General features: G+C 60.2%; 26 protein-coding genes. 8 read left to right on the top strand and 18 right to left on the bottom strand.

What is annotated here, in order from left to right; all coding sequences use genetic code 11:
• Window positions 1–5: 5 nt before the first annotated feature.
• The 10 genes from ACO1VH_RS08800 to apbC all read right to left on the bottom strand — a co-directional run bounded on the left by ACO1VH_RS08800 (window position 6) and on the right by apbC (window position 10823).
• Window positions 6–1178 (bottom strand): formate dehydrogenase subunit gamma, encoded by a 1173-nt coding sequence (locus ACO1VH_RS08800; RefSeq protein ID WP_486244123.1) that lies wholly within the window; start codon window positions 1176–1178, stop codon window positions 6–8.
• A 19-nt stretch (window positions 1179–1197) separates the two neighbouring features.
• Window positions 1198–1431 (bottom strand): hypothetical protein, encoded by a 234-nt coding sequence (locus ACO1VH_RS08795; RefSeq protein WP_486244122.1) that lies wholly within the window; start codon window positions 1429–1431, stop codon window positions 1198–1200.
• Entirely contained in the window at window positions 1428–2057 is a 630-nt protein-coding gene (gene fdh3B / locus ACO1VH_RS08790; protein ID WP_486244121.1) for a formate dehydrogenase FDH3 subunit beta, read from the bottom strand. The genes ACO1VH_RS08795 and fdh3B overlap by 4 nt, the downstream gene beginning before the upstream one ends.
• A 44-nt stretch (window positions 2058–2101) precedes the next feature.
• Complete coding sequence (locus ACO1VH_RS08785) at window positions 2102–5083, bottom strand: formate dehydrogenase subunit alpha (RefSeq protein WP_486244120.1); 2982 nt, start codon at window positions 5081–5083, stop codon at window positions 2102–2104.
• Window positions 5084–5097: 14 nt separating this feature from the next.
• Window positions 5098–5394, bottom strand: coding sequence for a formate dehydrogenase (locus tag ACO1VH_RS08780; RefSeq protein WP_486244119.1), 297 nt, complete (start codon window positions 5392–5394; stop codon window positions 5098–5100).
• An 84-nt stretch (window positions 5395–5478) separates the two neighbouring features.
• Window positions 5479–6102, bottom strand: a complete 624-nt coding sequence (locus ACO1VH_RS08775) for a TorD/DmsD family molecular chaperone (protein ID WP_486244118.1) — start codon at window positions 6100–6102, stop codon at window positions 5479–5481.
• A 58-nt stretch (window positions 6103–6160) separates the two neighbouring features.
• On the bottom strand, window positions 6161–8272 hold the full coding sequence (locus ACO1VH_RS08770; protein ID WP_486244117.1) for a 4Fe-4S dicluster domain-containing protein: 2112 nt from the start codon (window positions 8270–8272) through the stop codon (window positions 6161–6163).
• A gap of 62 nt (window positions 8273–8334) precedes the next feature.
• Window positions 8335–9033, bottom strand: coding sequence for a DUF3306 domain-containing protein (locus ACO1VH_RS08765; protein WP_486244116.1), 699 nt, complete (start codon window positions 9031–9033; stop codon window positions 8335–8337).
• A complete protein-coding gene (locus tag ACO1VH_RS08760; RefSeq protein WP_486244115.1) occupies window positions 9023–9544 on the bottom strand; it encodes a DUF3305 domain-containing protein in 522 nt (173 codons plus the stop codon). The genes ACO1VH_RS08765 and ACO1VH_RS08760 overlap by 11 nt, the downstream gene beginning before the upstream one ends.
• 190 nt (window positions 9545–9734) lie before the next feature.
• Window positions 9735–10823 carry an iron-sulfur cluster carrier protein ApbC gene (gene apbC / locus ACO1VH_RS08755; protein ID WP_486244114.1) on the bottom strand — a complete coding sequence of 363 codons (1089 nt, stop codon included), beginning with the start codon at window positions 10821–10823 and terminating at the stop codon, window positions 9735–9737.
• A gap of 293 nt (window positions 10824–11116) precedes the next feature.
• Here apbC and moaA point away from each other — a divergent pair, with 293 nt between their 5' ends.
• From moaA to ACO1VH_RS08730, 5 genes are all read left to right on the top strand, one after another.
• The gene (gene moaA, locus ACO1VH_RS08750; protein WP_486244113.1) at window positions 11117–12226 is read left to right on the top strand and encodes a GTP 3',8-cyclase MoaA; all 1110 of its coding nucleotides are present in this window, start codon (window positions 11117–11119) and stop codon (window positions 12224–12226) included.
• A 32-nt stretch (window positions 12227–12258) separates the two neighbouring features.
• Window positions 12259–12852, top strand: coding sequence for a molybdenum cofactor guanylyltransferase MobA (mobA, locus tag ACO1VH_RS08745; RefSeq protein ID WP_486244112.1), 594 nt, complete (start codon window positions 12259–12261; stop codon window positions 12850–12852).
• A 63-nt stretch (window positions 12853–12915) separates the two neighbouring features.
• A complete protein-coding gene (gene moeA, locus ACO1VH_RS08740; RefSeq protein ID WP_486244236.1) occupies window positions 12916–14223 on the top strand; it encodes a molybdopterin molybdotransferase MoeA in 1308 nt (435 codons plus the stop codon).
• 59 nt (window positions 14224–14282) lie between these two features.
• Window positions 14283–14435, top strand: a complete 153-nt coding sequence (locus tag ACO1VH_RS08735; RefSeq protein ID WP_486244111.1) for a hypothetical protein — start codon at window positions 14283–14285, stop codon at window positions 14433–14435.
• Window positions 14436–14647: 212 nt separating this feature from the next.
• Window positions 14648–15514, top strand: coding sequence for an HDOD domain-containing protein (locus ACO1VH_RS08730; protein WP_486244110.1), 867 nt, complete (start codon window positions 14648–14650; stop codon window positions 15512–15514).
• A gap of 53 nt (window positions 15515–15567) precedes the next feature.
• Here ACO1VH_RS08730 and ACO1VH_RS08725 read toward each other — a convergent pair whose 3' ends face one another.
• The 6 genes from ACO1VH_RS08725 to mltG all read right to left on the bottom strand — a co-directional run bounded on the left by ACO1VH_RS08725 (window position 15568) and on the right by mltG (window position 20220).
• On the bottom strand, window positions 15568–16218 hold the full coding sequence (locus ACO1VH_RS08725; protein WP_486244109.1) for an ankyrin repeat domain-containing protein: 651 nt from the start codon (window positions 16216–16218) through the stop codon (window positions 15568–15570).
• 38 nt (window positions 16219–16256) lie between these two features.
• The gene (locus tag ACO1VH_RS08720; RefSeq protein WP_486244108.1) at window positions 16257–17036 is read right to left on the bottom strand and encodes a TatD family hydrolase; all 780 of its coding nucleotides are present in this window, start codon (window positions 17034–17036) and stop codon (window positions 16257–16259) included.
• A 100-nt stretch (window positions 17037–17136) separates the two neighbouring features.
• Entirely contained in the window at window positions 17137–17511 is a 375-nt protein-coding gene (locus ACO1VH_RS08715) for a PilZ domain-containing protein (RefSeq protein ID WP_486244107.1), read from the bottom strand.
• Between the two features lie 63 nt (window positions 17512–17574).
• Window positions 17575–18600, bottom strand: coding sequence for a DNA polymerase III subunit delta' (locus ACO1VH_RS08710; protein WP_486244106.1), 1026 nt, complete (start codon window positions 18598–18600; stop codon window positions 17575–17577).
• Window positions 18597–19211, bottom strand: a complete 615-nt coding sequence (tmk, locus tag ACO1VH_RS08705; RefSeq protein ID WP_486244105.1) for a dTMP kinase — start codon at window positions 19209–19211, stop codon at window positions 18597–18599. Before tmk ends, ACO1VH_RS08710 begins: the two co-directional genes overlap by 4 nt.
• Before the next feature lie 19 nt (window positions 19212–19230).
• The gene (gene mltG / locus ACO1VH_RS08700) at window positions 19231–20220 is read right to left on the bottom strand and encodes an endolytic transglycosylase MltG (RefSeq protein WP_486244235.1); all 990 of its coding nucleotides are present in this window, start codon (window positions 20218–20220) and stop codon (window positions 19231–19233) included.
• A 149-nt stretch (window positions 20221–20369) separates the two neighbouring features.
• On the opposite strand from mltG, the gene ygfZ reads away from it, so the two are divergent.
• The 3 genes from ygfZ to ACO1VH_RS08685 are packed head-to-tail and all read left to right on the top strand — an operon-like array spanning window position 20370 to window position 22518.
• Window positions 20370–21419 carry a CAF17-like 4Fe-4S cluster assembly/insertion protein YgfZ gene (ygfZ, locus tag ACO1VH_RS08695; protein ID WP_486244104.1) on the top strand — a complete coding sequence of 350 codons (1050 nt, stop codon included), beginning with the start codon at window positions 20370–20372 and terminating at the stop codon, window positions 21417–21419.
• Window positions 21420–21460: 41 nt separating this feature from the next.
• Complete coding sequence (locus ACO1VH_RS08690) at window positions 21461–21748, top strand: DUF4936 family protein (RefSeq protein WP_486244103.1); 288 nt, start codon at window positions 21461–21463, stop codon at window positions 21746–21748.
• Entirely contained in the window at window positions 21739–22518 is a 780-nt protein-coding gene (locus ACO1VH_RS08685) for an NRDE family protein (protein ID WP_486244102.1), read from the top strand. The genes ACO1VH_RS08690 and ACO1VH_RS08685 overlap by 10 nt, the downstream gene beginning before the upstream one ends.
• 76 nt (window positions 22519–22594) lie before the next feature.
• Here ACO1VH_RS08685 and ACO1VH_RS08680 read toward each other — a convergent pair whose 3' ends face one another.
• Together ACO1VH_RS08680 and ACO1VH_RS08675 are read right to left on the bottom strand one after the other, a co-directional pair.
• Window positions 22595–23497, bottom strand: coding sequence for an SDR family oxidoreductase (locus ACO1VH_RS08680; protein ID WP_486244101.1), 903 nt, complete (start codon window positions 23495–23497; stop codon window positions 22595–22597).
• Window positions 23494–23919, bottom strand: coding sequence for a PaaI family thioesterase (locus ACO1VH_RS08675; protein WP_486244100.1), 426 nt, complete (start codon window positions 23917–23919; stop codon window positions 23494–23496). Before ACO1VH_RS08675 ends, ACO1VH_RS08680 begins: the two co-directional genes overlap by 4 nt.
• Between the last annotated feature and the right edge of the window lie 227 nt (window positions 23920–24146).

Genomic DNA, 24146 nt, shown 5'->3' with positions numbered 1-24146 from the left:
CCGGCTCACACGGTCTTGGTCGTCGACGTTGCCGCCGGCTTCGCTGCACCATCCTTGCTGCGCACGCGTGGCACCTTGCCGCTCTGGATATCGTCGTACCAGAGGTCGTGGTGCTCCTTCGCCCATGCATCGTCGACATAGCCGGTGCGCATCGCCTGGTAGGCGCCCTCGGTGCCCAGCGTGCCCATGTAGATATGCGCCAGTGCCGCGCTGAAGATCAGTACGGCTGCCACCAGATGAATCACGTTGGCGATTTGCATGTTGCCGCGCGTGTAGAGAATGCCAGGCACCAGCATATCCAGCACGAAGCCTGATGCGCTGACGATCACGCCGAGAAAGACCACGCCGCCCCAGAACCACAATTTCTCACCCGCATTGAAACGACCGGCATGCGCATGGCCGCGCGCACCGCCCAGATTCTTGATCCAGTCGACATCACCCCTGCCGGGGAAATTGTCACGCACGAAGATCGCGAACATCACGATCAGCGCGACGGCAAACAATGGGCCGACGAAGTTGTGCACGGTCTTGCACGCATAGGCAATCCAGCCGAACAGCGTATGCCCGAATATCGGCAAGATGACGTGCTTGCCGAACAGCATCAGCAGGCCGGTGAACGCCAGCACCAGAAAACTGATCGCCACCGTCCAGTGCGTGATGCGTTCAACCGACGTGAAGCGTTCGATCAGCCGTCCCGTGCGCGGCTCTTTCGTGCGCAACGGGCCGAATACGAAATAGAAGGCGATGATGCCGACCGCAGCGACGATGATCAGCCAGCCGCCGTACAGCGTCAGCGGACCATTGCGATACAGCCGCCACGCCTCGCCGGCAGTCGTCGCACGGGCCTGCCCCGGAAACTGCGCATGCGGCTGGATCAGCATGCCTGCCTCCAGCGCGGGCAGACTGGAATAGTGAGTCTGGCCTTCCTTGATCTGGCGATAAACCGGCGCCATGTTGCCGGGCTGCACGCGCGTACGCTCTGCCTGGTTCTGCTGCAGATAGCGGATATCTTCCGAATCCACATTCGGCAGTCCCTGCGCCGTCGGCATTGTCCCTTGAGCGGACTGCGCACTTGACTGCACATCCGGCTGGGAGCCCGATTGCGCCAGCGCTGCGCCGGACGTCAACGCCGCAAAGGACATGGCGATGGCGAGCTTGATGAACCATGGTTGTCTCATGACTATCCCCTCGCTGAGATCAGTTGCCGCCGATCTTCACGTATTCGTTCTGCGTCTGCGTTCTAGTGCGCATCTGGTTGTCCCATTCCGTCTTGTTACCCGGCGTCCAGCCCTTGGCGACGAACGGATCCTTCGCACCCTGATACGGCGGCACGTCGCCGGAATCGCGCGCATCGGCCTGCGACTGGCTCTTCTCACCGCAACCGGCCAGCACGGCCGTCGCTGCCAGCATCATGAATAGCAAACGTTTCATGGTTTCTCCTTCGCCGGTGCCTTGGCTTGCGGATTGTGCGACTGGCCGTAGGCCGTGCCCCAGCCCCACACTTCGCTGCCTTTGCCGCGATGCACGACGCGCGTGCGGAAGATGTCGGCGATCACGTCGCCGTCGCCGCCCAACAGCGCCTTGGTCGAACACATCTCGGCGCAGGCCGGCAGCTTGCCTTCGGCCAGACGGTTGCGACCGTACTTCTCGAATTCCGCCTTGGAGCCGTTTTCTTCCGGGCCGCCGGCGCAGAACGTGCACTTGTCCATTTTGCCGCGCAAGCCGAATGCGCCGTTCGACGGGAATTGCGGCGCGCCGAACGGGCAGGCATACGAGCAATAGCCGCAGCCAATGCAGATGTCCTTGTCGTGCAGCACGACGCCTTCGTCGGTGCGGTAGAAGCAATCGACCGGGCAGACCGCCATGCATGGCGCATCCGAGCAGTGCATGCAGGCGACCGAGATCGATTTTTCCTGGCCGATCATGCCGTCGTTGATCGTCACCACGCGACGCCGGTTGACGCCCCACGGCACCTCGTGTTCGTTCTTGCAGGCGGTCACGCAGCTATTGCACTCGATGCAGCGTTCCGCATCGCAAATGAATTTCATCCGTGCCATGTCAAGTCCTCCTCATCCCTGATGTCGTGCGGCTGTCGCATGCCTTATGCCCACTTTTCGATATTGCAGATCGTGGTCTTGGTTTCCTGCATCATCGTGACCGAGTCATAACCGTAGGTGGTCGCCGTGTTGACCGCCTCGCCGCGCACGATCGGATGCGCGCCTTCCGGATAGAAATCGATCATGTCCTTGCCCTGCCACCATCCGGAGAAGTGGAACGGAATGAAGGCCGTATCCTCTCCCACGCGCTGCGTGACGAGCGCCCTGACCTTCAGGCGTGCGCCAGTCGGCGTCGACACCACCACGTAATCGTTGTTGCGGATGCCGCGCGCCGAAGCCGCTTTCGGATTGATCTCGACGAAGTTCTCCTGCTGCAGTTCTGCCAGCCATGGGTTGGAACGCGTCTCTTCGCCGCCGCCCTCGTATTCGACCAGGCGGCCGGAGGTGAGGATGATCGGGAATTTCTCGTACAGTTTTTCTTCGACGTTCTTCTGCTGCAGCGACTTGTACAGCGTCGGCATGCGCCAGAAGGCTTTCTTGTCGTCGTGCGTCGGGTATTTGGCGACCAGATCCGGGCGCGTGCCGTAGATCGGCTCGCGATGCAGCGGCACGCCGTCCGGGAAATTCCAGACCACCGCGCGCGCCTTCGCGTTGCCCCACGGATGCACGCCGTGCACCTGCATGCAGACGCGCTGGATGCCACCGGAAAGGTCCGTCTTCCAGTTCTTGCCTTCGGCTGCCTTCTTCTCAGCCTCGGTCAGATCGTCCCACCAGCCCAGTTTCTTCAGCAGGATATGATCGAACTCCGGATAGCCGGTTGTAATCTCGGAACCTTTTGAGCACGAGCCGTCTTCCGCCAGCAGATTGACACCGTCCTTCTCGACGCCGAAGTTGGCGCGGAAGTTGCCGCCGCCGTCCATCATGCTCTTCGATGTGTCATACAAATTCGGCGAGCCCGGATGCTTGAGTTCCGGCGTGCCATAGCACGGCCACGGCAATCCGAAATAATCGCCGCTCAGGTCGTAGCCCGTTTCCGCGTCCTTGCCGGCCTTGCAGCGCAACGTCTTCACATCGAACATGTGCATGTTGCGCATGTGCGCTTTCAGGCGTAGCGGCGACTGGCCGGTATAGCCGATCGTCCACGAACCGCGATTGATTTCATCCAGCATCGATTCCGGTTCCGGCTCCATCATGCCGCCCTTGCCCGGCACCAGCTTGATCTTCGCAACCAGTTCCTTGCCGAAGCCAAGCTTCTGCGCGAGCTGGTACATGATCATGTGGTCGGTGCGCGATTCGAACAGTGGCTCGATGACTTTTTCACGCCATTGCAGCGAGCGGTTGGATGCCGTGACCGAACCCGACGTCTCGAACTGCGTAGCAGCCGGCAGCAAGTACACGGCGCGGTTTGGATTCAATTCCTGGCCGTCGACTTTCATCGCCGCCATTGCGGCCGTTGCCGACGGATACGGATCGATGACGACCAGCAGATCCAGCTTGTCGAATGCCTTCTTCATGTCGAGGCCGCGTGTCTGCGAGTTCGGAGCATGCCCCCAGAACACCATGGCCTTGACCGTGTTGTCCTGGTCGATGTTCTCGCTCTTCTCCAGCACCGCATCGACCCAGCGCGACACGGTCGTGCCGGATTTTTCCATCATCTCCTGCGACACGTACTGCTTCTTCACCCATTCGTAGTCGACGCCCCAGACCGCGCACCAGTGCTTCCACGAACCGGTCGCCAGGCCGTAATAACCCGGCAGCGAATCCGGGTTCGGACCGACGTCGGTCGCGCCCTGCACGTTGTCATGGCCGCGGAAGATGTTGGCACCGCCACCGGAAACGCCAATGTTGCCAAGCGCCAGCTGCACGATGCAGGAAGCACGCACCATCGCATTGCCGATCGAGTGCTGCGTCTGGCCCATGCACCACACCAGCGTCGACGGACGATTCTTGGCCATCGTCTCGGCGGCCTTGTACATTTCCGCTTCCGTCACGCCGCAGGCATCTTCCACCTTGTCCGGCGTCCACTTCATGACTTCTTCGCGAACCTTGTCCATGCCGTAGACGCGGTCGTTGATGTATTTCTTGTCTTCCCAGCCGTTCTTGAAGATGTGATACAGCAGACCCCACAGGAACGGGATATCGGTGCCCGAGCGGATGCGAATGTATTGATCGGCCTTCGCCGCCGTACGCGTGAAGCGCGGATCGACCACGATCATCTTCGTGCCGTTTTCCTTCGCATGCAGCATGTGCAGCATCGATACCGGGTGCGCTTCGGCTGCGTTCGAGCCGATGTACAACGCAGCCTTGGAATTCTGCATGTCGTTGTAGCTGTTGGTCATGGCGCCGTAGCCCCAGGTATTCGCCACGCCGGCCACCGTCGTCGAGTGGCAGATGCGGGCCTGGTGATCGGTATTGTTGGTGCCGAAGAAGGAAACGAACTTGCGCAGCAGTGCCGACTGTTCGTTGTTGTGCTTGGAAGAACCGACGAAGAACACCGAATCCGGGCCGCTGGCTTTCTTGATGCTCAGCATGCGGGCGGAAATCTCGTTCAATGCTTCGTCCCAGCTGATGCGCTGATATTTGCCGTTGACCAGCTTCATCGGGTATTTCAGCCGATGTTCGCCGTGGCCATGCTCGCGCAGCGCGGCGCCTTTCGCGCAATGCGCCCCCAGGTTAAGCGGCGAATCGAATACCGGCTCCTGGCGTACCCAGACGCCATTTTCGACGACCGCGTCGGAAGCGCAGCCGACCGAACAGTGCGTGCAGACCGTGCGGCGCACCTCCACCTTGCGGCCGTCGGCACCGGCGGCCTTGCCTCCTTCGGCTGCCTTGGCCTTCTGGATCAGGCCGACCTGCGCCGCCGCGATCCCGGCACCGATGCCGATACCCGAGCGCTTCAGGAATCCGCGCCTGTCCATTGTCGGCAAGGCACGTGCAAGACTGCCCGCGAGGCTGGAAGAAAGTCCGGATGAGACGCGTGCAGGCGCACTGCCGCCAGCAACATTGCTTTTGCGAGTCAACAGCATGGTGTCACCTCAAGTCAGATTGTGGTGGTGCGATAGTATTTTTTGACGTGCTCGGTGAGCCGATAGCTGTCGCCAGTCGGCTCGGGCGCCGCAACGGCGCTGTCGGTCAAGGCTTGGGGGGCTTGCGGAAGCAGTTTGGCGGCAGTACCAGCGGCGGCTACGGCGCCAAGTCCTGCAAAGAAACTGCGGCGGGAAAGTTTGGGTTGTTGCTCAGCCATGATCGTCTCCTGATTGAGGGGCAGGACGTAATATGCTTTTTTGAAGCTTATAACAACATGGCTGGAATTTAACACGCTTTTCACAGCTTGCATCCCTTTTTGCAATAAAAGATGCTTTTTTTCAATTCCGATGACAAGAAGATGAAATTAATTCAACGGATCATCTTGAAGTAAACGTCAGGCCATGTCGAACGCTTGCATTTCGACTTCGAAAAACCGGCGTGCCAATGCTGCCGCCAACCGATAAAACTGCGCATTCGGATGGTTTTCCACCGCTTCGCAGCAGGCCAGCACCCAGGAACGCATGTGTGTATCGAAGAATTTTTGCTGTGCCGCTAGGCTGCCATGCACGGCATCGTCGGACGTAATCAGATAGCGCATCACGTCGCACAGCGCCGCCAGGTGGTCCTCGCTCTCCGACATCGATTCACTGCGCTCCAGCCCCAGCTTCGCCAGATCGGCGCGCAATTCCGCCAGCGGCTTCTCCATCAGAAAGCCCGACAGATAGAACGATCCATACAGAAGCACATCGGGTTTGCCGACGCCGATGAACAACCCGTCATATTCTTCCCGCACTTGCGACGGTTGCGCATGCCGGCATGCAGCGGCCAGCTCGTTCCACGCCTGTTCAAGCAGGCTTTCGCCGACAGCCGGTGCTGCTGCGATCGCGTCCAGCAACGCCTGTGCCGGCGGCGCATAGAACAATGCGGCCAGCAAGCCGTAAACTTCTGCCCGCGCCGCTTCTTCGCCTTGATCCGGCGTTTCGAACGCCACCGCTTGCGCCGTGAGTTTTGCTGTCATCCGTCTCCCCTCGTATCACCGCTCTCTGTATTACCGCTTTCTTTTATTACCGCGCTTATCAATGCCGCTTCAGATCGGCAATCGTCGATTCCTGGCGGTTCGCCATCATGTCGACTACACGGCAGTCCGCGCACATCTTCAATCGGTCGGTGTTGCCCGAAAATGCGCCATGTTGCGACAGTTTCGCCACCATGTTGGCAATCATCTGCGCCGTGCCGAACGGCTTGCCGCAACTGATGCAATGGAAGGGTTGCGCCTCGTTCAGCACCACGGGCTGCCTGACAGTATCGGCAAGCGACAGGCGCGGCTTCAGCGTAATGGCATCTTCCGGACAAGTCGTTTCGCACAATCCGCACTGCACGCAATTGGTTTCGATGAAACGCAGTTGCGGCAGATCCGGATTGTCTGCCAATGCGGCTTCGGGACAGGCACCGACGCATGACATGCACAGCGTGCAGGCCTGTTTGTTCACCTGCACCTCGCCGAACGGCGCACCCGCAGGCAGGACGATTTCCTCCGGTGTGGCTGGCGCCACGCTCTTCAGGTGATCGATTGCCAATCCCAGTGTCGTCCGTTTTTCGGCAGCCACATGGAACAACGCTGTCTTTGCCGGCACTTGTGCAGGCTGCAGGGCCGCCAATGCCGAATCCAGCTCTTTCGGCGTTGCCGCCTCGATCAGCGAAAAATGGCTGCCGGCATATCCCATGCCGCTCAGGATGGTTTGCGCCACCTCCATCTGCCGCTTCAGGGCCATCATGTATTGCGGCGCTTCGCTGCCGGTCGTCAGTACAGCGATATGCGCGGCGCCATACGCCACAGCCGCCAACCAGACATCGATGCCGGTCGATGCAGTGTGGTGCAAGGCGATCGGCATTACGCGTGCCGGCATGCCGGAGAGGCTCTGCGACAGTCCGTCCTTCGCCTGTGCCGCGCGACCGAGCCGGTTGATGAGGTTCGCACCGTTTTCCTGATCGTGCAGCAGCAGCATCGGTTGCGTGCCGCCGGCCTTGCCGTACGCCCCCAGCATCGTCTGTATCCGCAAACCGATATCGGTCGCGCGCGGATAGGCGTAGGCCAGCGCGCCGGACGGACACTCCGTCGTACATGCGCCGCAGCCGACGCACAGGTTCGGATTGACCTTGATCCGATTGCCGTCGTGACTCACTGCCTCGGCCGAGCAGACGTCGATGCAGGCCGTGCAGCCGATCTGACCGTTGCGGCCATGCGCGCACAGTTTTTCCTTGTAGAGGAAAAACTTCGGCTTGCTGAACTCGCCAACCATCTGGGTCAGCTTCAGCGCATCGTCGATCTGCTTCTGCACATCCGCGCCGGGAGCAAAATAGCCTTGCGGCGGCTGATGCAGGGTCAGCAGAGATTTATCCGAAAGATCGAAGAGCAGATCGGCTACCGTATTGCGACGCGTATCGCTGCGTGCAAAATCGATGGCGCCGATCGCACCGCATGCCTTGACGCAATCGCGATGCGAACGGCATTTCGCCATGTCGATCTGATAGTCCAGGCCGATTGCCTGCTCTGGGCAAGCCGTCACGCAAGCATTGCAGCGCGTGCAGATTTCCAGGTCGATCGGATTGTCCTGCTGCCATTCCACCGTAAAAGCACCCAGCCAGCCGGTGACCGAGATCTGCCCACCGGAAAAAACCGGGAAGGTTCGCTCGGCCGGCATTTCAACATGCGTCTCTCCGGTCAGCAGCACGCTTACTTCCAGTTGATCCTGCAAGCGCCGCGCCCATGGCAAGGCACGATCTGCCGGTCCGACGATCAGGACATGGCCTTCGGAACGGTAATCGACGATCGGCACGGGCTCCGGATCCGGCAATGCGGCGGCGGCCAGCAACGCTGCCATTTTCGGCAAGGCCTGCTTCCTGTCCGCGCCCCAACCGCCCGTCTCCCGGAGATTGACGAAACGCAGCGGTGCCACGCTGCCCTTTTGCTGTGCCAGTTCGGCAAACAACGCCCTTTCCTGCGTACAACCGACGATGACGTCGTCGACGCCATCCAGCGCGCTCAGATAGGAGGTCACATCATGCCGGCACAGGTCAGTCGCTACGGGCAACGATGCGGTACCGAGCACTGCACCGATCTGTTCTGCCGCAGTACCGTCGATCGGCATGCTGCGGTTGCAATTGCATAATTTGAATGTCGTCGTCATTGGCTGGCTGGAATTGCTGGCTGATTGCGATTGCTGGATAGATTACTGCGTATGCTCCGCTTCTAGTTATCGTCCACTTTATGTGCGGCGGCATCCTGTTCTTTTGCGTACGTCGTTTCATCCTTGTCCGGCGGCTCCGTTTCGCCGGCGTCGGCTATCTGTCGTGGAGCATCGAGGTGAACGCGTTCCTGCAAATGCTGTTCCTGCGGGTCTTGCTGAGAGTCTTGCTGCGAGTTTTGTTCATGCCGCGCCTCGGCAGTATCGCCCTCGACTGCACTCGCCGGCCGATCCTCCTGCTCCGGCAAATCGAGCAAGCGCATCAGCGATGCCTGTTTGCCCGCGACCGGACTGAGCAACTCCTTTGCATGCTCCAGCGATGCCAGCATGGCCGGTGTGATCGGTTCGAATTTGGTGAAGTCCTCGATATAGACATCGAGGCCGTCCATGACATTGAAGTGCGGATCGGAAAAGAGTTTCTTCATGGCGGAACGCTTCACTGTCTCGTCCACGCCCTTTGCCATGAAAGGCGAATAATCGGAATCACGCGTCAGCCGGGCGACATCCTCCATTGTCGGCAATGGCTGTTCATCCTTGCGAATCTGCTGTCGGTCCTGCCCGTCCTGTGAAGATTGCGGAGTCTGGGGAGTTTGAGTCAGGCCCTGTCCGCCGGCAGATGATTCCGTAGTGGCCGACATATCGGCCGGCGCTTCCGATTCCTGCCGCTTCTTCGCCCATCGCGCAAAAAAATCTTCAGCCGCCATGCACCTTCTCCTCGGCGCGCGCCATCCGCTCGACACCTTCGCCGCCCTCGAACGACGGCTTTTTATGTTTGCGCTTGGGTTCGGGATGATAGTGTTCGCGCGTGAATTCAGTGAGCCATGCGATGACCTCGTCCGAAGCCGGCAGCGTATCGACACGCTCGCCGCTATCCATCTGGCGTGCGGCTTCGTTATAGGAAAGCGTGACTGTCTTGGGAACGGCAATCTCTTCGCCGTCGATCTCTTCGATGCGCCACATGATGAACCAGCACGGTTCGGGCGCGCTAATGTTCAGGAAATAACCTTCCGCTTCGCTGGAACACAGATTGAAGGAAAGGTCGTTGAAGAGCCAGAGCGTATTGGTATTGGCAGGATCGTCATGCAGACGGCGCGGCGCATGCGGGGAACCGGCCTCCCCGACGATCTCGACGGGCTGCCATTGAAAAGGTTGCCATCTGCTCGCTACCGACGTGCGTCGCATGACGACGCCGACGCGTATTGCTTCCGTCTCCATGTTTCTCCAATGCGGCAAGGCCGCCTTCGTTGCAACGATGGCGCCGCTTCGGCGCCGGAACCGCATGCCGGTCTGCGGCATACGGATGCAGGAAGATCATGTCGCGCGGGCATTTTGCCCACGCATAGAGAAACATCGCTGTTTCGGGATGAACATACCCCGAAACAGGAACAGCATCAAGCGCAGAAAATCAATCGTTCTTGACGACGATGGTCGGAAACTTCGACGACATGTCCTTCGCCTTTTCCGCCACCTTGATCGCGATGGTGCGTGCAATCTGCTTGTAGATGTCGGCAATCGGCCCTTCCGGATCGGCAATCACCGTCGGCCGGCCGGAATCGGCCTGTTCGCGAATCGACATCGTCAGCGGCAATGCACCGAGGAAATCCACGCCGAAATCCTTGCACATCTTTGCGCCACCGCCTTCACCGAAGATCGGCTCGGCATGTCCGCAGTTCGAACAGATGTGCATGCTCATGTTTTCGACGATGCCGAGGATGGGAATACCGACCTTCTCGAACATCTTCAAACCCTTGCGCGCATCCAGCAACGCGATGTCCTGCGGCGTCGTCACGATCACCGCGCCGGTTACCGGCACTTTCTGCGACATCGTCAGCTGCACGTCGCCGGTGCCCGGCGGCATGTCGACGATTAGGTAATCCAGATCGCGCCAGTTGGTCTGGTCCAGCAACTGCGTCAGCGCCTGCGTGACGATCGGGCCGCGCCAGACCATCGGCTCGTCCGGATCGATCATGAAACCGATGCTCGATACCTGCAGGCCGTAGTTTTCCATCGGCTCCATCGTCTTGCCATCCATCGTTTCCGGGCGACCGGAAATGCCCATCATCATCGGCTGCGACGGACCGTAGATGTCCGCGTCCAGGATGCCGACCTGCGCACCCTCGGCCGCCAGGGCCAGTGCCAGATTGACGGCTGTCGTCGACTTGCCGACGCCGCCCTTGCCGGACGCGACCGCGATAATGTTCTTGACGTTGGATTTCAGCTTGACACCGCGCTGCACCGCATGCGCGACGATTTCCGAATAGACGTTGGCCGTGACTGCGCCAGCGCCCTCGACGCCGCGCACTGCCTCGACCGCGGCCTTGCGGATTCCATCGATCTGGCTTTTCGCCGGATAGCCGAGTTCGACGTCGAATAGCACGTTGTTGCCATTGATCTGGATGTTTTTCGCCGAACGGCTGCTGATCAGATCCTTGCCCGTATTGGGATCGATGACGGTGGACAAGGCTGCCTTGACTGCTTCGATGGTAATGCTCATTGGTTCTCCTGATTTGATGGTGCAAGTCTAAACCAATTTGCTCCTTGTCCGCTTTGCAAGAACGTGCCGAAGACAAGTTTTCGCACCTTCCCCAGGCGACTTCGGTTCAATATCGAATTCCGCATCGAATCCCATCTCTTATTTCATGACATATCGCCATCTCCACATTGAATTTCGGCGACAAAACCGCATCTTTTCCACGAAACCGCGTTCCTTGCCGGCAAAACGGCGATCCCTGTTCGACAGTGCCAGCGCGAAACACTTACAATGTAGGCTTGACGCCTTTCCTTGCCATGACCGAAAAAATCATTCCGCTCGCCGACCAGCGGTATCTGAATCAGATACCGATCGTGCCGGCACATCTTGAAGCGCCCACCGGGCTGCTGGCGGACAAGCGTGCGCGCCCGCTACACGACTTGCGGATTTCGATCACGGACCGTTGCAATTTCCGCTGCGTCTACTGCATGCCGAAGGAAGTCTTCGACAAGGATTACGCCTACCTGCCGCACAGCTCGCTGTTGTCGTTCGAAGAAATCACCCGCGTCGCATCGCTGTTCGTCGCGCACGGCGTCGAGAAAATCCGCCTCACCGGCGGCGAACCGCTGCTGCGCAAGAACGTCGAAAAGCTGATCGAGATGCTGGCCGCACTGCGCACGCCAGATGGCCGCGAACTAGACCTGACGCTGACGACCAACGGCTCGCTGCTGGCACGCAAGGCACAGGCGCTGAAGGATGCCGGCCTGAAGCGCGTCACTGTCTCGCTGGACGCGCTCGACGATGCCGTCTTCAAGAAGATGAACGACGTCGATTTCGCCGTCACCGATGTGCTGGAAGGCATAGAAGCCGCGCACCGTGTCGGCCTGGGTCCGATCAAGATCAACATGGTCGTCAAGGGCGGCATGAACGATCAGGAAATCATCCCGATGGCGCGCCACTTCAAGGACACGCCTTACATCCTGCGCTTCATCGAATACATGGACGTCGGCACCTCGAACGGCTGGAAGATGGATGAAGTCATCCCTTCCGCCGAAGTCATCCGCCGCATCAATGCAGAGATGCCGCTCGAACCGATTGCGCCGAACTACACCGGCGAAACGGCCAATCGCTGGCGCCATGTCGACGGCAATGGCGAAATCGGCGTCATCTCCAGCGTTACGCAGGCATTCTGCAGCGACTGCAGCCGCGCCCGCCTGTCCACTGAAGGTAAGCTCTACACCTGCCTGTTCGCCACCAGCGGACACGATCTGCGCGCATTGCTGCGCAACGGCAGGAGCGACGAGGAAATCTCCACCGTCATCGCCCATCTCTGGCGCGCGCGCGACGACCGCTACTCCGAATTGCGCACGGCCAATACCGCCGAGCTGAAGGAACGCAAGGTCGAGATGTCATACATCGGCGGCTGACGCCTACCAACCTTCTTCGATTACACGATCACATGAATACCAGCCGCATCACAGGACTCATACTTGCCGGCGGACGCGGCACGCGCATGGGCACGGTCGACAAGGGATTGCAGGTTTTCCGCGGCGCGCCGATGGCGCTGCATGCGCTGATGCGCCTGGCGCCGCAGGTTGGTCATGTGATGATCAATGCCAACCAGAACATTGCGCCCTATGAAGGCTTCGGCGTTCCGGTCTGGCAGGACGAAATTACCGGTTTTGCCGGGCCGCTGGCCGGCCTGCATACCGGCCTGATGCATTGCGAAACCGATTTCCTGGTGACCGTTCCCTGCGATTCGCCGTTCGTTCCCACCGATCTGGTGGCGCGACTGGCGGCCGGCCTGGAAAAGGAAGATGCCGATCTCGCCGTGGCAGTCACCGGCGAAGGCGAAACCCGCCAGCCGCATCCGGTTTTCTGCCTGGTCAAGGCATCGCTGCTGCCGCATCTGACGCTCTACCTGCAGGAAGGCGGTCGCAAGTTCGATAAATGGTATGCATCGCTCAAAACGGCCGAAGTGCATTTCGACGATGAAGACGCCTTCCGCAACATCAACACGCTGGATGAATTGCGCAAATACGAAACGGAGTGACCGATGAATCTGCGCAATACCCGTTTCCTCCGCGACTCCGATCTTTCCGCTCTCGACGACGACATGGATAACGATTCCGCTTCTTCCCGCACGACGCTGGCTGGCGTCATCAGCTGCCTGTCTGACTATGATCCCGATGCGCTGCCGGTGCAGGATGCGCAAACCATCATCCGCCAGTTCATCGCACCGGTATCGGCCATCGAGAAAGTAGCGATCCGCAGCGCGCTCGATCGCGTTCTCGCCGCCGACATCGTTTCGCCGATCAACGTCCCCGCACACGACAATTCCGCGATGGACGGCTATGCCCTGCACGGCGCCGATCTGAAGGCAGATCAGGACGTCAAATTGAAGGTTCTCGGCACCGCCTATGCCGGCCGTGCATTCGACGGCAAAGTCGGCAGCGGCGAATGCGTGCGCATCATGACCGGCGCCGTGATGCCGGGCGGCTGCGATACCGTGATTCCGCAGGAATTCACGCGCGACGAAAGCGAATCCGGCGTGACTGTGCCCGCCGGCAGCGTCCGTGCCGGCGACAATCGCCGCTTGAAAGGCGAAGATCTAGCACAAGGCACGCCGGCGCTGCGCAAGGGCAAGATCCTGCGTCCGGCCGATCTCGGCCTGCTGGCATCGCTCGGCATTGCCGAAGTGCCGGTGCACCGGCGACTGCGCGTCGCCTTCTTTTCAACCGGCGACGAACTGCGTTCGATCGGCGAGACGCTCGACGAAGGCTGTGTCTACGACAGCAATCGCTACACGCTGTACGGCATGCTGACGCGGCTCGGCTGCGACATCGTCGACATGGGCGTCGTCAAGGACGATCCAGTCTCGTTGGAGAATGCGTTCCGCACCGCCTGCGAAAATGCCGATGCGATCATCACCTCCGGCGGTGTTTCCGTCGGCGCCGCCGATTACACGAAGCAGATGATGGCGCAGCTGGGCGACGTGACGTTCTGGAAGATCGGCATGCGTCCGGGACGTCCGATGGCATTCGGCCGCATCAGCTCGCACGGCAAGGATGCCTTCCTGTTCGGCTTGCCCGGCAACCCGGTGGCCGTGATGGTGACCTTCTATTTCTTCGCGCGCCAGGCCTTGCTGACCATGATGGGCGCCTCGGAAGAACAGACCCCCATGCCAGTGCAGGTTCGCTCGAAAGCGGCGATCCGCAAACGCCCCGGCCGCACCGAATTCCAGCGCGGCATCCTGAGCATTGCCGAAGACGGCGTGCGCGAAGTACGCATCACTGGCTCGCAGGGTTCGGGCGTATTGCGCTCGATGTCGGAAGCCAATTGCATGGTCGTGCTGGAGCACGATCGCGCCGAAGTGAAGGCTGGCGACATGGTGAGCGTGATCCTGTTCGATGGCTTGATCTGACGCTTGATCCAACGGAGATCGCCGCCATCTGTTCATCGAGCAGATGAAAGGAGCGCGACATGAGCAAGAAGAAGTGCTGCAAGAGCAAGAAGCCCTGCAAGGATTGCCCGCGCAATAAAAAGAAGAAGATCGGAGCGATTGGCCTTGGTACGGCCAATGCTGAAGACAAATCCTGGAAAATACTTGCCTGGAGCCGCTGCTTCGATCAGTAGCTGCCGATGACGGAAAAAATACGGCTCTCGACAGACTGGAGAATCGACGGCGGCATGCCCGTCATTTATTGCCAAAAAACAACCGCTTTTCCGCCGTTTGGATTATGCTGTTCCAAAAATATCCGCACAGGATAGGTACGGCTCGGACTGCCAGCGGCTTCGTCAATCATGCGCGATGCAATCCGGCACAGTAGTGTTATCGGGAGAACACTATGTCTGGACAAGCGGTATCCGGAACCGGCGCCACGCAGGAACTCGCGCGCCCCGTCAACATTCCCCCTCGCCCCGCCCTGCTCATCGCGCTGCAACACGAAATCACCAGGGATGAACCGCACATCGGAAAAATCGCGCGACTGATCAATCGCGATGTCGCGATCGCCGGCAACCTGCTGGCCATCGCCAATTCCGCCATGTTCAATCGGGGCCGGCATGTCGAAACGATAGAAGGTGCCATTTCCATGATCGGGCTGAATCATTGCCACGCCTTGCTGACACGTCTGATGGCGCGTCGCGTACTGGCCCACGGCAGAATGATGCTGCCGCGCTTCTGGGATGTATCGGAAAAGCGCTCGTGGGGCATGCTGCACGTGGCAAGCAAGATGCGCATCGCATCACCGGAAGCGGCGCATAACTTCGGCCTGTTTTCCGATATCGGCATTCCGTTGATGATGGCCTCGTTTCCGTCTTACCCTGAGACGCTGCTGCTGGCAAACCGTATGGAAACCTGCGGCTTCGTCCAGCTGGAAAACCAAAGGCATCGCATCAACCATGCAGTGGTCGGTGCCATGCTGGCCGAACACTGGAATATCGATGCCGACATCGTGCTCGCTATCCGCAAGCACCATTCATCCGACGTGCTGGACGATGACGCGGTATCGGACTCAGTGCGTCAACTGATCGCCGTACATCTGGTCGTGGAAAAGGCCGTTCAGGATTTCCGGCATGCCGTCTCCGGCGAATGGAACAGCCGCGGCACGTTGGCAATGGCGGCCCTGCGATTGTCGGACAGCGACGTCCAGGCATTATGCGAGGAACTGCAGACGCTGTTCCTCAGTCCCGGCTTTCGCTTCCCGCGATGAAGCGCGAACGAAGTGTTCGCGGTATCCGCCGGCCTTGTGAATGACGCTGCAAATTACAGTTTGCCGGCCTTCTTCAGGCGGTAGGTCAATCCCTCGACGATATCCTTGTGGCCGCCCTGTTGTGCAAAATCGATGGCCGTCATGCCGGCATCATTCTTCAACGTCGCATCTGCGCCGGCATCCAGCAGCAGCTTGACGGTCAGGATATGGCCGCCGCGTGCCGCCATCATGATCGGCGTCGTATTGTTCGGCGATTTCGCGTCGAGATCGGCATCCTTGTCCATCAGCATCTGCACGATCTCGTTGTCGCCCGACGCTGCGGCGTAATGCAGCGGCGCCCAGCCGCTGCGATTGACCTGCGCGCCCTTCGCCAGCAGCATGCGTACTGCCTCGCGATTGGCCTTGTAGGCGGCGATCATCAGCGCCGTATCGCCGTTCTTGATGCCGTAATTGATATCGGTTCCCGGCGTATCGAGCAGCAGCTTGAAGACCTTCATCGAATCTTCGCGCAGCGCCAGAATCATGCCTGTATCGCCGCGATCCGGCTCCACCGTATTCGGATCGAAGCCGCGGCGCAGCAACTCCTTGACCGTATCCGCGTCGTCGTTCTGTGCCGCCTGGAAATAATCGTCGTAGGAGCCTGCATACGCCGGCATCGCCGTAAAAGCCAGCAGCGCCAGCGCAACCAGAAAAACTTTGCGCATGCCGCCAGCCAAGGAAAGAAAAAACGGTGGGGAAACCATCATCGCGCGATCTTGAACAGGTTGAAGAAATTATCGGTCGTCTGCCGTGCCACTTCATCCACCGCTACGCCCTTCAGCGTCGCCACGAATTCCGCGACGTGGCGCACCAGCGCCGGCTCGTTCATCTTGCCGCGAAACGGTACCGGCGCCAGATACGGCGAATCGGTTTCGATCAGCATTTTTTCCAGCGGCACCTCACGCGCCACGGCCTGCAGTTCCTTCGCACTCTTGAACGTGACGATGCCGGAAAACGAGATATAGAAGCCCAGCTCCATCGCCGCCTTCGCCACTTCCAGCGATTCGGTGAAGCAGTGCATGACGCCTGCAGCGCCGCCGTCGGCAATGCCGGCCCCTTCTTCACGCAGGATGCGGATCGTATCTTCGGAAGCGGAGCGCGTATGAATGATCAGCGGCTTGCCGGTCGCGCGCGAGGCGCGAATATGCGTGCGAAAACGTTCACGCTGCCATTCCAGATCGCCTTCCAGTCGATAGTAATCGAGTCCGGTCTCGCCAATGGCGACAATGCGCGGATGCTGCGCCAGCCGGACCAGTTCGTCGACTGACGGCTCCGGCGTGTCTTCATAATCGGGGTGCACACCGACCGACGCGTAGACGTTCGGATGCTGCTCGGCCAGCTTCAGCACGTCAGGAAAAGTCGGTAGATCGCAGGAGACGCACAGCGCATGGCTGACATCGTTCTCGTCCATCCGCGCCAGGATTTCCGGCATGCGGGCGGCCAGTTCGGGGAAATTGATGTGGCAATGGGAATCGATATACATGATCCCGCCATTGTACGCGCCTGCCGCTTGCGCCGTTATGCTGCCATGTCATTACGCCGCCGATGCGGCGCGGCAAGCACAGAAAAACGGGCGAACGGGATTACAGCGTATGCGTCGCGCGTGACGAGCCGAGCGCGGAACCGAGCAGTTCCTCGATGCGCTGCCTGACGCGCTGACCGCTCTCGTCGGCCGAGAACTGCACGCCTATGCCCTGCGCCTTGTTGTTGTTCGCACCGGCCGGTGTGATCCACGCGATCTTGCCGGCGATCGGATACTTGGCCGGATCGTCCATCAGCGTCAGGATCAGATAAATTTCATCGCCGACCCGATAGGCCTTGGTGGATGGCACGAAGATGCCGCCGTTGGCGAGGAAAGGCATGTAGGCCGCGTACAGCGCAGATTTCTCCCGGATCGGCAGCGACAGCACCGAAGGCCGGACGGCGGCACTTGCAGCTGCATTCGGTGTTTCTGCCATGTCTGTCTCCCCAGAAAATTCTTTGTGCCGATAACGATCGATCAGCGCTTGTCAGCAATCGCGTCAGGAAAAGAGCTTCGCGTAATCGAGAAGCATGTCCTCGACGAAAAGCCGCGGCGCCAATGGATGCTCGGCAATTGCGCGACGTTCGCCGACGCTCTTGATCGCCTGCAGCAGCGCCGCTGTCTCGGCACGCGCGGCCAGCGCGCCTATCTCCTTGCCGTAGCGCGGATAGTAACGGATTGTGCCGGAAAGTTTGACGGAAAGCACGTCGTACAGCCAGCGCTGTTGCCATGCCACCAATGCGGCAACCGGCGTCTTCTGCAATCGTTCGGCCGTGCGCAATGCCGTGTCGATACCCGGCTGCGCCAGCTGCCGCAGCAGATCGTCCATCGCCTCGCGGCTGTCGTCCTGCGATGCGTCGAACGCCGCCAGCGGCGCACCACCCTGCTCGGCCAGCCAGCCTTCTGCATCCTTCACTTTCTGTTCCTGCAACCATTGCAGCGCCTGTTGCCGATCCGGCATCGCCAGCGCGAACTTGCGGCAGCGCGACAGGATGGTCGGCAGCAGGCGATCGAGGCTGTGCGTGATCAGCAGGAAGACAGTCTGCGGTGGCGGTTCTTCCAGCATTTTCAGCAGTGAGTTGGCCGACGCCGTATTCAGCGCCTCGGCCGGATGCAGCAGGATCACGCGCATGCCGGATCGGTGCGTGGAAACGTTGATGAAATCGCCCAGCGCACGCACCTGTTCGATGCGGATGTCCTTCGAAGGCGCCTTGGTCGATTTGGATTTCTTCGTCTCGCCTTCCTCGTCGCCGTCGGACTCGTCATCCTCCAATGCTTCAGGGCGCACGCGGCGATAGTCGGGATGACTGTACTGTGCAAACCAGCCACAGGCCGCGCAACTGCCGCAGGCGTGACCGTCGACCGTCGGCGTTTCGCACAGTAGCGCCTGTGCGCAAGCTTCGGCGAAAGTCGTCTTGCCTATGCCTTCCGGCCCGTGAAACAGGATCGCATGCGGCAAACGTGCACGCAGCTGCTGCCATTGCCGCCAGGCCGTCTGCTGCCATGGATACAGCATGTCTTTCATGCAAGCAGTTCCTCAAGGAGTACACGCAACTGCTGCTGGATGACATCGATAGGCTGTGTGGAATCGATGACGCGAAAGCGTTGCGGAAATTCGGCGGCACGACGCAGATATTCGGTGCGCGTGGCGTCGAAGAAATCCGCCTTTTCCTGCTCGAACTTGTCCAGCGTGCGTGTGGCATCCAGCCGCGCGCGCGCCACGTCCAGCGGCACATCGAACAGCAGCGTCAGATCGGGCTGCAGATGCGGATGCACCCATTGTTCGAGTGCATTCAGCTTGTCGCGCGCCAGCCCCCTGCCGCCGCCCTGATAGGCGAAGCTGGCATCGGTGAAGCGGTCGGAAATCACCCAGTCGCCACGTGCCAATGCCGGCTCGATCACCTGTGCGATGTGTTCGCGCCGCGCGGCGAACATCAGCAACGCCTCGGTTTCCAGATGCATCTTCTCGTGCAACAGCAGATTGCGCAGCGATTCTCCCAGCGCTGTGCCGCCCGGCTCGCGCGTAACGACGACCTGCTTGCCCAAGGCACGCAGCGCATCGGCCACGAATGCCAGGTGCGTCGATTTGCCCGCGCCGTCGATTCCTTCGAAGGTGATGAATTTCGCGTCGTTCATGGTGGTTGCGGATCGCCTTTTACTGTCCCAGGCGGCGCTGGTATTTGTTGACCGCGTTGTTGTGGTCGGCCAGGTTGGACGAGAACTGACTGGTGCCGTCGCCGCGCGCGACAAAGTACAGCGCGTTGCTATTGGCCGGATGAAAGGCTGCATGCAGCGATTCAGCCCCCGGCAATGAAATCGGCGTCGGCGGCAAACCGGGGCGTGTATAGGTATTGTGCGGCGTATCCGTCAACAGATCGCGCCGACGAATGTTGCCCTTGAAACTGTCGCCCATGCCGTAAATGACGGTCGGATCGGTCTGCAACGGCATGCCGACGCGCAGGCGGTTGACGAAGACGGCAGCGATCATGTCCCGCTCCGATTTCCGGCCGGTTTCCTTTTCGATGATGGAAGCCATCGTCAACGCCTGGTATGGCGTCGCATACGGCAGCGACGGATCGCGCTGCTGCCATTCGGCATCCAGCTTCTTCAGCATCAACTTGTGCGCCTGCCTGAAGATCTGCAGATCGCTGGAGTTCTTGGCGAACATGTAGGTATCCGGATAGAACAACCCTTCCGGCAACGTGTATTCGGAAGAAACCTTCGCCATCAGTTCGCGATCGCTCATGCCGAGCGTTTCATGTTTCAGACCTGGGTGCGCGTTGATCTCGGCACGCATCTGCGCAAACGTCCAGCCCTCGATGATGACCAGCGCTTCCTGCGCAAACTCGCCACGCACCAGTTGCTGAATCAGGCGCAGCGGCGACGTGCCCGGCTTCAATTCGTAGGTACCAGCCTTCAGCTTGGTGCTATTGCCGGTCAATTGCGCCAGCGCAGTGAGCATCATCGGATGGGTCGGTACGCCGGCATTCTCAATCTGCCGCATGCTGCTGCGCAAGCTGCTGCCGGAAGCGATGGTGAATTCGATCGGAGGCTGGCCTTCGTCGAGGATGGGACGTTGCGCCCAGTAGCCGAACGCTGCGGCGACGATCGCCAGCAGGACCAGCAGCTTGAACAGTTTTTTAATCAAATCGGAACTCTGCAAGAATCGAAAACGGCACGGTGTAACCGGCGGCACAAATCGGCCGTCGCCGGACGCATTTTCACCACGCCACTATAATCAGACCCTAATGATAATCGCTGAACCCGGCCTGACTCCAATTTATTGCTGAAATCATGACTCCCTGGCTAGACTTCCTCGCACAGCGCGGTGCGCAATTCAGTGCCGACACGGTGCCGCAACTGCTGTCGTTCGGCAACGGCAGCGCCACGGAAACCGCGCGCACCAATTTCATCGCGCCGTTGACCCATCTGGGCCTGATTGCCGCCACCGGCGACGAAGCCGCGCATTTCCTGCACAACCAGCTGACCAACGACGTCGAGCATCTGGACACGGCGCAAGCGCGCCTGGCCGGCTATTGCTCGCCGAAGGGACGCCTGCTCGCCAGCCTGCTGATCTGGAAGAATGCCGACGGCATCCTGCTGCAGATTCCGCGCGAGATTCAGCCGGCCGTACAGAAGCGCCTGCAGATGTTCATCCTGCGCGCCAAGGCGAAACTGGCCGACGTCGGCGACGAATACGTGATGCTCGGCCTCGCCGGCCCGGCCGCCGCCAGCGCATTGCTGCCGTGGTTCCCGGAATTGCCGCTGGCGATCTACGACAAGATCGATACCGAAGCCGGCACGTTGATCCGTCATCCGAATGCCTTCGGCATCCCGCGCTATCAATGGATCACGACACCGGCGCTGGCGATGCAGGCTTGGCCACAACTATCCGCCGTGCTGCAGCCGGCCGCGCCCGATGCATGGCAGCTGGCCGACATCGAAGGCGGCGTGCCGCAAATCACGGCAGCGACGCAAGAGCAGTTCGTGCCGCAGATGATCAACTTCGAACTGATCGGCGGCGTCAATTTCAAGAAAGGTTGCTATCCGGGACAGGAAATCGTCGCGCGCAGCCAGTATCTGGGCAAGCTGAAACGCCGCATGATGCATGCGCGTGTGGAAGTCGCCGACGTTGCCGCCGGTACTGAAATCTTCTCGGCAGACGATCCCGGCCAGCCTTGTGGCATGGTCGTCAATGCCGCGCGTGCCAATGCGCAGAGTTTCGACTGCCTGATCGAGATCAAGCTCGCCTCCGCCGATGGCGAAGTGCGCCTGGGTTCCGCCGACGGCCCGCCGCTGTCGTTCCAGCCGCTGCCCTATCCGTTGACGGACCCGGCCGCCTGAGCCGTCGTCTGCAGCATCGACCGGAATCACGGAAAATAGGCATGGACCTTTACATCTACTACCGCGTGCGCACGGCCGATGCCGATGCCTTTCAGCGCAAGGCCGTCGCCATGCAGCAGATGCTGAAACGTCAATACGGCGTCGATGCCGCGCTCAAGCGCCGGCCCGATGCGAAGGACGGCCTGCATACGTGGATGGAAGTCTATCCAGCAGCCGAATCGGATTTCGCCGGCAAGCTGGAACAGGCTGTCGCAGAAAGCGGGTTGCTCGCCTTCATCGACGGCCCGCGTCATACGGAACAATTTGTGGATTTATCGACATGTGTCTGATCGTCTTTGCGTGGCGCGTACTGCCCGACATGCCGCTGCTGGCAGCCGGCAATCGCGACGAGTTTTATGTGCGCCCGGCAGCAGTCGCCGGCTGGTGGCAGGATCACCCGAACATATACGCAGGACGCGACCTGCAAGGCGGCGGCACCTGGATGGGCATCACGCGCGACGGCCGCTTCGCCGCCATCACCAATATCCGGGCGCCATCCGAAATGCGCGCCGACCGTCCGTCGCGCGGCGAAATCGTGCGCAACTATCTAGCCGGCAATGCCTCGCCTGCCGACTATGTGCAGACGCTGGCTGCACAACAGATCGATTACAACGGCTACAACCTGCTGATCGGCAATCAGGACGAGCTGATCTGGTATTCGAATCGCGGCGACGGCGACGAACGCAACGGCAAGCCGCTGATGTCCGGCATTTACGGTTTGTCGAATTCGCTGCTCGATTGCGCGTGGCCCAAGGTCGTGCGCACCAAGGCGCAGTTCTCCAGCCTACTGTGCCAGGGCGCGCCGGAAGACGCCTATTTCGAAATGCTGTCCGACACCACCTGCGCCTCCGACTGCCGGCTGCCGCAGACCGGCATTCCGCTAGAGCGCGAACGGTTGCTGTCGGCCGTTTGCATCGAATCGCCGGACTACGGCACGCGCGTCTCGACACTGGTGCGCCTACAGAACGGCTGTCCGCCGCTGCTGATCGAGCGGCCGGCCATGCCGATGTCTGCACCGGTGCAGGAACGTGCGCACGGGCGCTGCATGCGGGGCATCTGACGCATCTACCGCCTCAGATATGTGAAATCAGATATTCGGACGTCAATCCGGTATTTAACTGTCCGGCGCTGCCTGTTCAGCGTTTAAGTCTGGCGCGCAACAGTTCGCGCACATGCGGCGCTTCTTCGTAGGGATCGTAGGGATTGCGCTGCTGCAGCACGTCTTCCATGCGCTTGCGCACCTGTACCAGCGGTTCCTGTTCCGAGTAGATGTAGAAACGGTCTTCGCGTATCGCATCGAAGGTCAGCTCGGCCACCTGCTCCGCCGATACCCTGCCGGATGTCACCGCTTTTTCCGTGAAGCTTTGCGCTGCACGCTGGCTGACGGTCAACACTCCTTCGTTCGACATCGCCGCCGGTCGGTTACGCGCCGATTGATGAATGCCGGTCGGCACGAAATACGGACACAGCAGCGACACGCCGATCGGCGCCTCGACGATACGCAAATCCTGAAACAGCGTTTCCGTCAGCGACACTACCGCGTGCTTGGACACGTTATAGACACCCATCGTCGGCGCATTCTGCAATCCTGCAACCGATGCGGTATTGACGATGTGGCCGCGATAAGCAGGATCGTTCTTCGCGCATGCCAGCATCAGCGGCGTGAAGATGCGCACGCCGTGGATCACGCCGAACAGGTTGACGCCCAGCACCCATTCCCAGTCCGCGGCCGAACTTTCCCACACCAGTCCGCCGGTTCCGACGCCGGCATTGTTGAACAGCAGATGCACGGCACCGAAGCGCACCATCGCCGCATCGGCCAGCGCCTGCACCTGTGCGGGTTGCGATACGTCGCACGGAGAGGCCAGCACGTCGGCGCCCTGCTGCGTCAGTTCATCCGCTACCTGCATCAGCGTATCCTGCTGCACATCGGCCAGCACCAGTTTCATGCCGAGCGCGGCGCCCTGCTGTGCGAAGGCGTGACCGAAACCGCTGGCGGCGCCGGTGATGACAGCGACCTTGTTATGAAAGTCCTTCATGCCAGTTTCTTCGCGACGTCGTTGCGGCGGATGAACTTGAACGTACCGGTCGCCTTCGCCACCAGCCTGTCCTCGTTCCACAGTTCGCCTTCACAGAAGTAAATGCTGGACGACGCATGCATGACCTTGCCCTTCGCCACCAGTCGACTGCCTTCGATGCCGCCCGGCTGCATGAAGCTGGTCTTCATTTCGATCGTGACGCCGCTGCGGATTTCCGGGTCGAGCGAGCGTCCCGCCAATGACATCACGTTGTCCAGCATCGTCATCACCACGCCGCCATGCGCGACACGCCAGCTGTTCAGGTGGCGTTCCTGCAGCGTCAGCTGTACCTGTGCGGTACCGGCATTCGATTCGACCACTTCGATGCCGAGTTCCTGCAAAAAGGGAATGAGAACGGGAGAAGGTGCAGCGGGATTCGTCATTGGAACTGTCGTCTGAAAAATGCCGCCATTGTAAAACATGCGGGTGGAAAGACCGGCGATCCCGGGCTGCACGCCTTTCGCTCCGCATTCCTCGCAAACTGTTTTTCCGACGTAAGCGCCACGTAAGTTTCACGCAAGTATCGCGTAAGTTTCGCGTCGCACACTCCGCATGCGACCCGGTGCGCGGACATATTGCGACGCGCTCCCTTATAACGATTATATGGAGG

Source organism: Oxalicibacterium sp. (genome assembly GCF_057353965.1).
This window is presented reverse-complemented; position numbering and strand designations above follow the sequence as displayed.

Bases quoted from the DNA above. Each gene is read 5' to 3' on its own strand.
- apbC (WP_486244114.1), bottom strand. From the start codon at position 10,823: ATGAGCATTACCATCGAAGCAGTCAAGGCAGCCTTGTCCACCGTCATC.
- ACO1VH_RS08775 (WP_486244118.1), bottom strand. From the start codon at position 6,102: ATGACAGCAAAACTCACGGCGCAAGCGGTGGCGTTCGAAACGCCGGAT.
- ACO1VH_RS08780 (WP_486244119.1), bottom strand. From the start codon at position 5,394: ATGCAAGCTGTGAAAAGCGTGTTAAATTCCAGCCATGTTGTTATAAGC.
- ACO1VH_RS08760 (WP_486244115.1), bottom strand. From the start codon at position 9,544: ATGGAGACGGAAGCAATACGCGTCGGCGTCGTCATGCGACGCACGTCG.
- ACO1VH_RS08685 (WP_486244102.1), top strand. From the start codon at position 21,739: ATGTGTCTGATCGTCTTTGCGTGGCGCGTACTGCCCGACATGCCGCTG.
- ACO1VH_RS08680 (WP_486244101.1), bottom strand. From the start codon at position 23,497: ATGAAGGACTTTCATAACAAGGTCGCTGTCATCACCGGCGCCGCCAGC.
- ACO1VH_RS08730 (WP_486244110.1), top strand. From the start codon at position 14,648: ATGTCTGGACAAGCGGTATCCGGAACCGGCGCCACGCAGGAACTCGCG.
- ACO1VH_RS08785 (WP_486244120.1), bottom strand. From the start codon at position 5,083: ATGCTGTTGACTCGCAAAAGCAATGTTGCTGGCGGCAGTGCGCCTGCA.
- ACO1VH_RS08715 (WP_486244107.1), bottom strand. From the start codon at position 17,511: ATGGCAGAAACACCGAATGCAGCTGCAAGTGCCGCCGTCCGGCCTTCG.
- ACO1VH_RS08725 (WP_486244109.1), bottom strand. From the start codon at position 16,218: ATGCGCAAAGTTTTTCTGGTTGCGCTGGCGCTGCTGGCTTTTACGGCG.
- ACO1VH_RS08800 (WP_486244123.1), bottom strand. From the start codon at position 1,178: ATGAGACAACCATGGTTCATCAAGCTCGCCATCGCCATGTCCTTTGCG.
- moaA (WP_486244113.1), top strand. From the start codon at position 11,117: ATGACCGAAAAAATCATTCCGCTCGCCGACCAGCGGTATCTGAATCAG.
- ACO1VH_RS08710 (WP_486244106.1), bottom strand. From the start codon at position 18,600: ATGAAAGACATGCTGTATCCATGGCAGCAGACGGCCTGGCGGCAATGG.
- ACO1VH_RS08770 (WP_486244117.1), bottom strand. From the start codon at position 8,272: ATGACGACGACATTCAAATTATGCAATTGCAACCGCAGCATGCCGATC.
- moeA (WP_486244236.1), top strand. From the start codon at position 12,916: ATGGATAACGATTCCGCTTCTTCCCGCACGACGCTGGCTGGCGTCATC.
- ACO1VH_RS08735 (WP_486244111.1), top strand. From the start codon at position 14,283: ATGAGCAAGAAGAAGTGCTGCAAGAGCAAGAAGCCCTGCAAGGATTGC.
- ACO1VH_RS08765 (WP_486244116.1), bottom strand. From the start codon at position 9,033: ATGGCGGCTGAAGATTTTTTTGCGCGATGGGCGAAGAAGCGGCAGGAA.
- tmk (WP_486244105.1), bottom strand. From the start codon at position 19,211: ATGAACGACGCGAAATTCATCACCTTCGAAGGAATCGACGGCGCGGGC.
- mobA (WP_486244112.1), top strand. From the start codon at position 12,259: ATGAATACCAGCCGCATCACAGGACTCATACTTGCCGGCGGACGCGGC.
- fdh3B (WP_486244121.1), bottom strand. From the start codon at position 2,057: ATGGCACGGATGAAATTCATTTGCGATGCGGAACGCTGCATCGAGTGC.
- ACO1VH_RS08720 (WP_486244108.1), bottom strand. From the start codon at position 17,036: ATGTATATCGATTCCCATTGCCACATCAATTTCCCCGAACTGGCCGCC.
- ygfZ (WP_486244104.1), top strand. From the start codon at position 20,370: ATGACTCCCTGGCTAGACTTCCTCGCACAGCGCGGTGCGCAATTCAGT.
- ACO1VH_RS08795 (WP_486244122.1), bottom strand. From the start codon at position 1,431: ATGAAACGTTTGCTATTCATGATGCTGGCAGCGACGGCCGTGCTGGCC.
- ACO1VH_RS08675 (WP_486244100.1), bottom strand. From the start codon at position 23,919: ATGACGAATCCCGCTGCACCTTCTCCCGTTCTCATTCCCTTTTTGCAG.
- ACO1VH_RS08690 (WP_486244103.1), top strand. From the start codon at position 21,461: ATGGACCTTTACATCTACTACCGCGTGCGCACGGCCGATGCCGATGCC.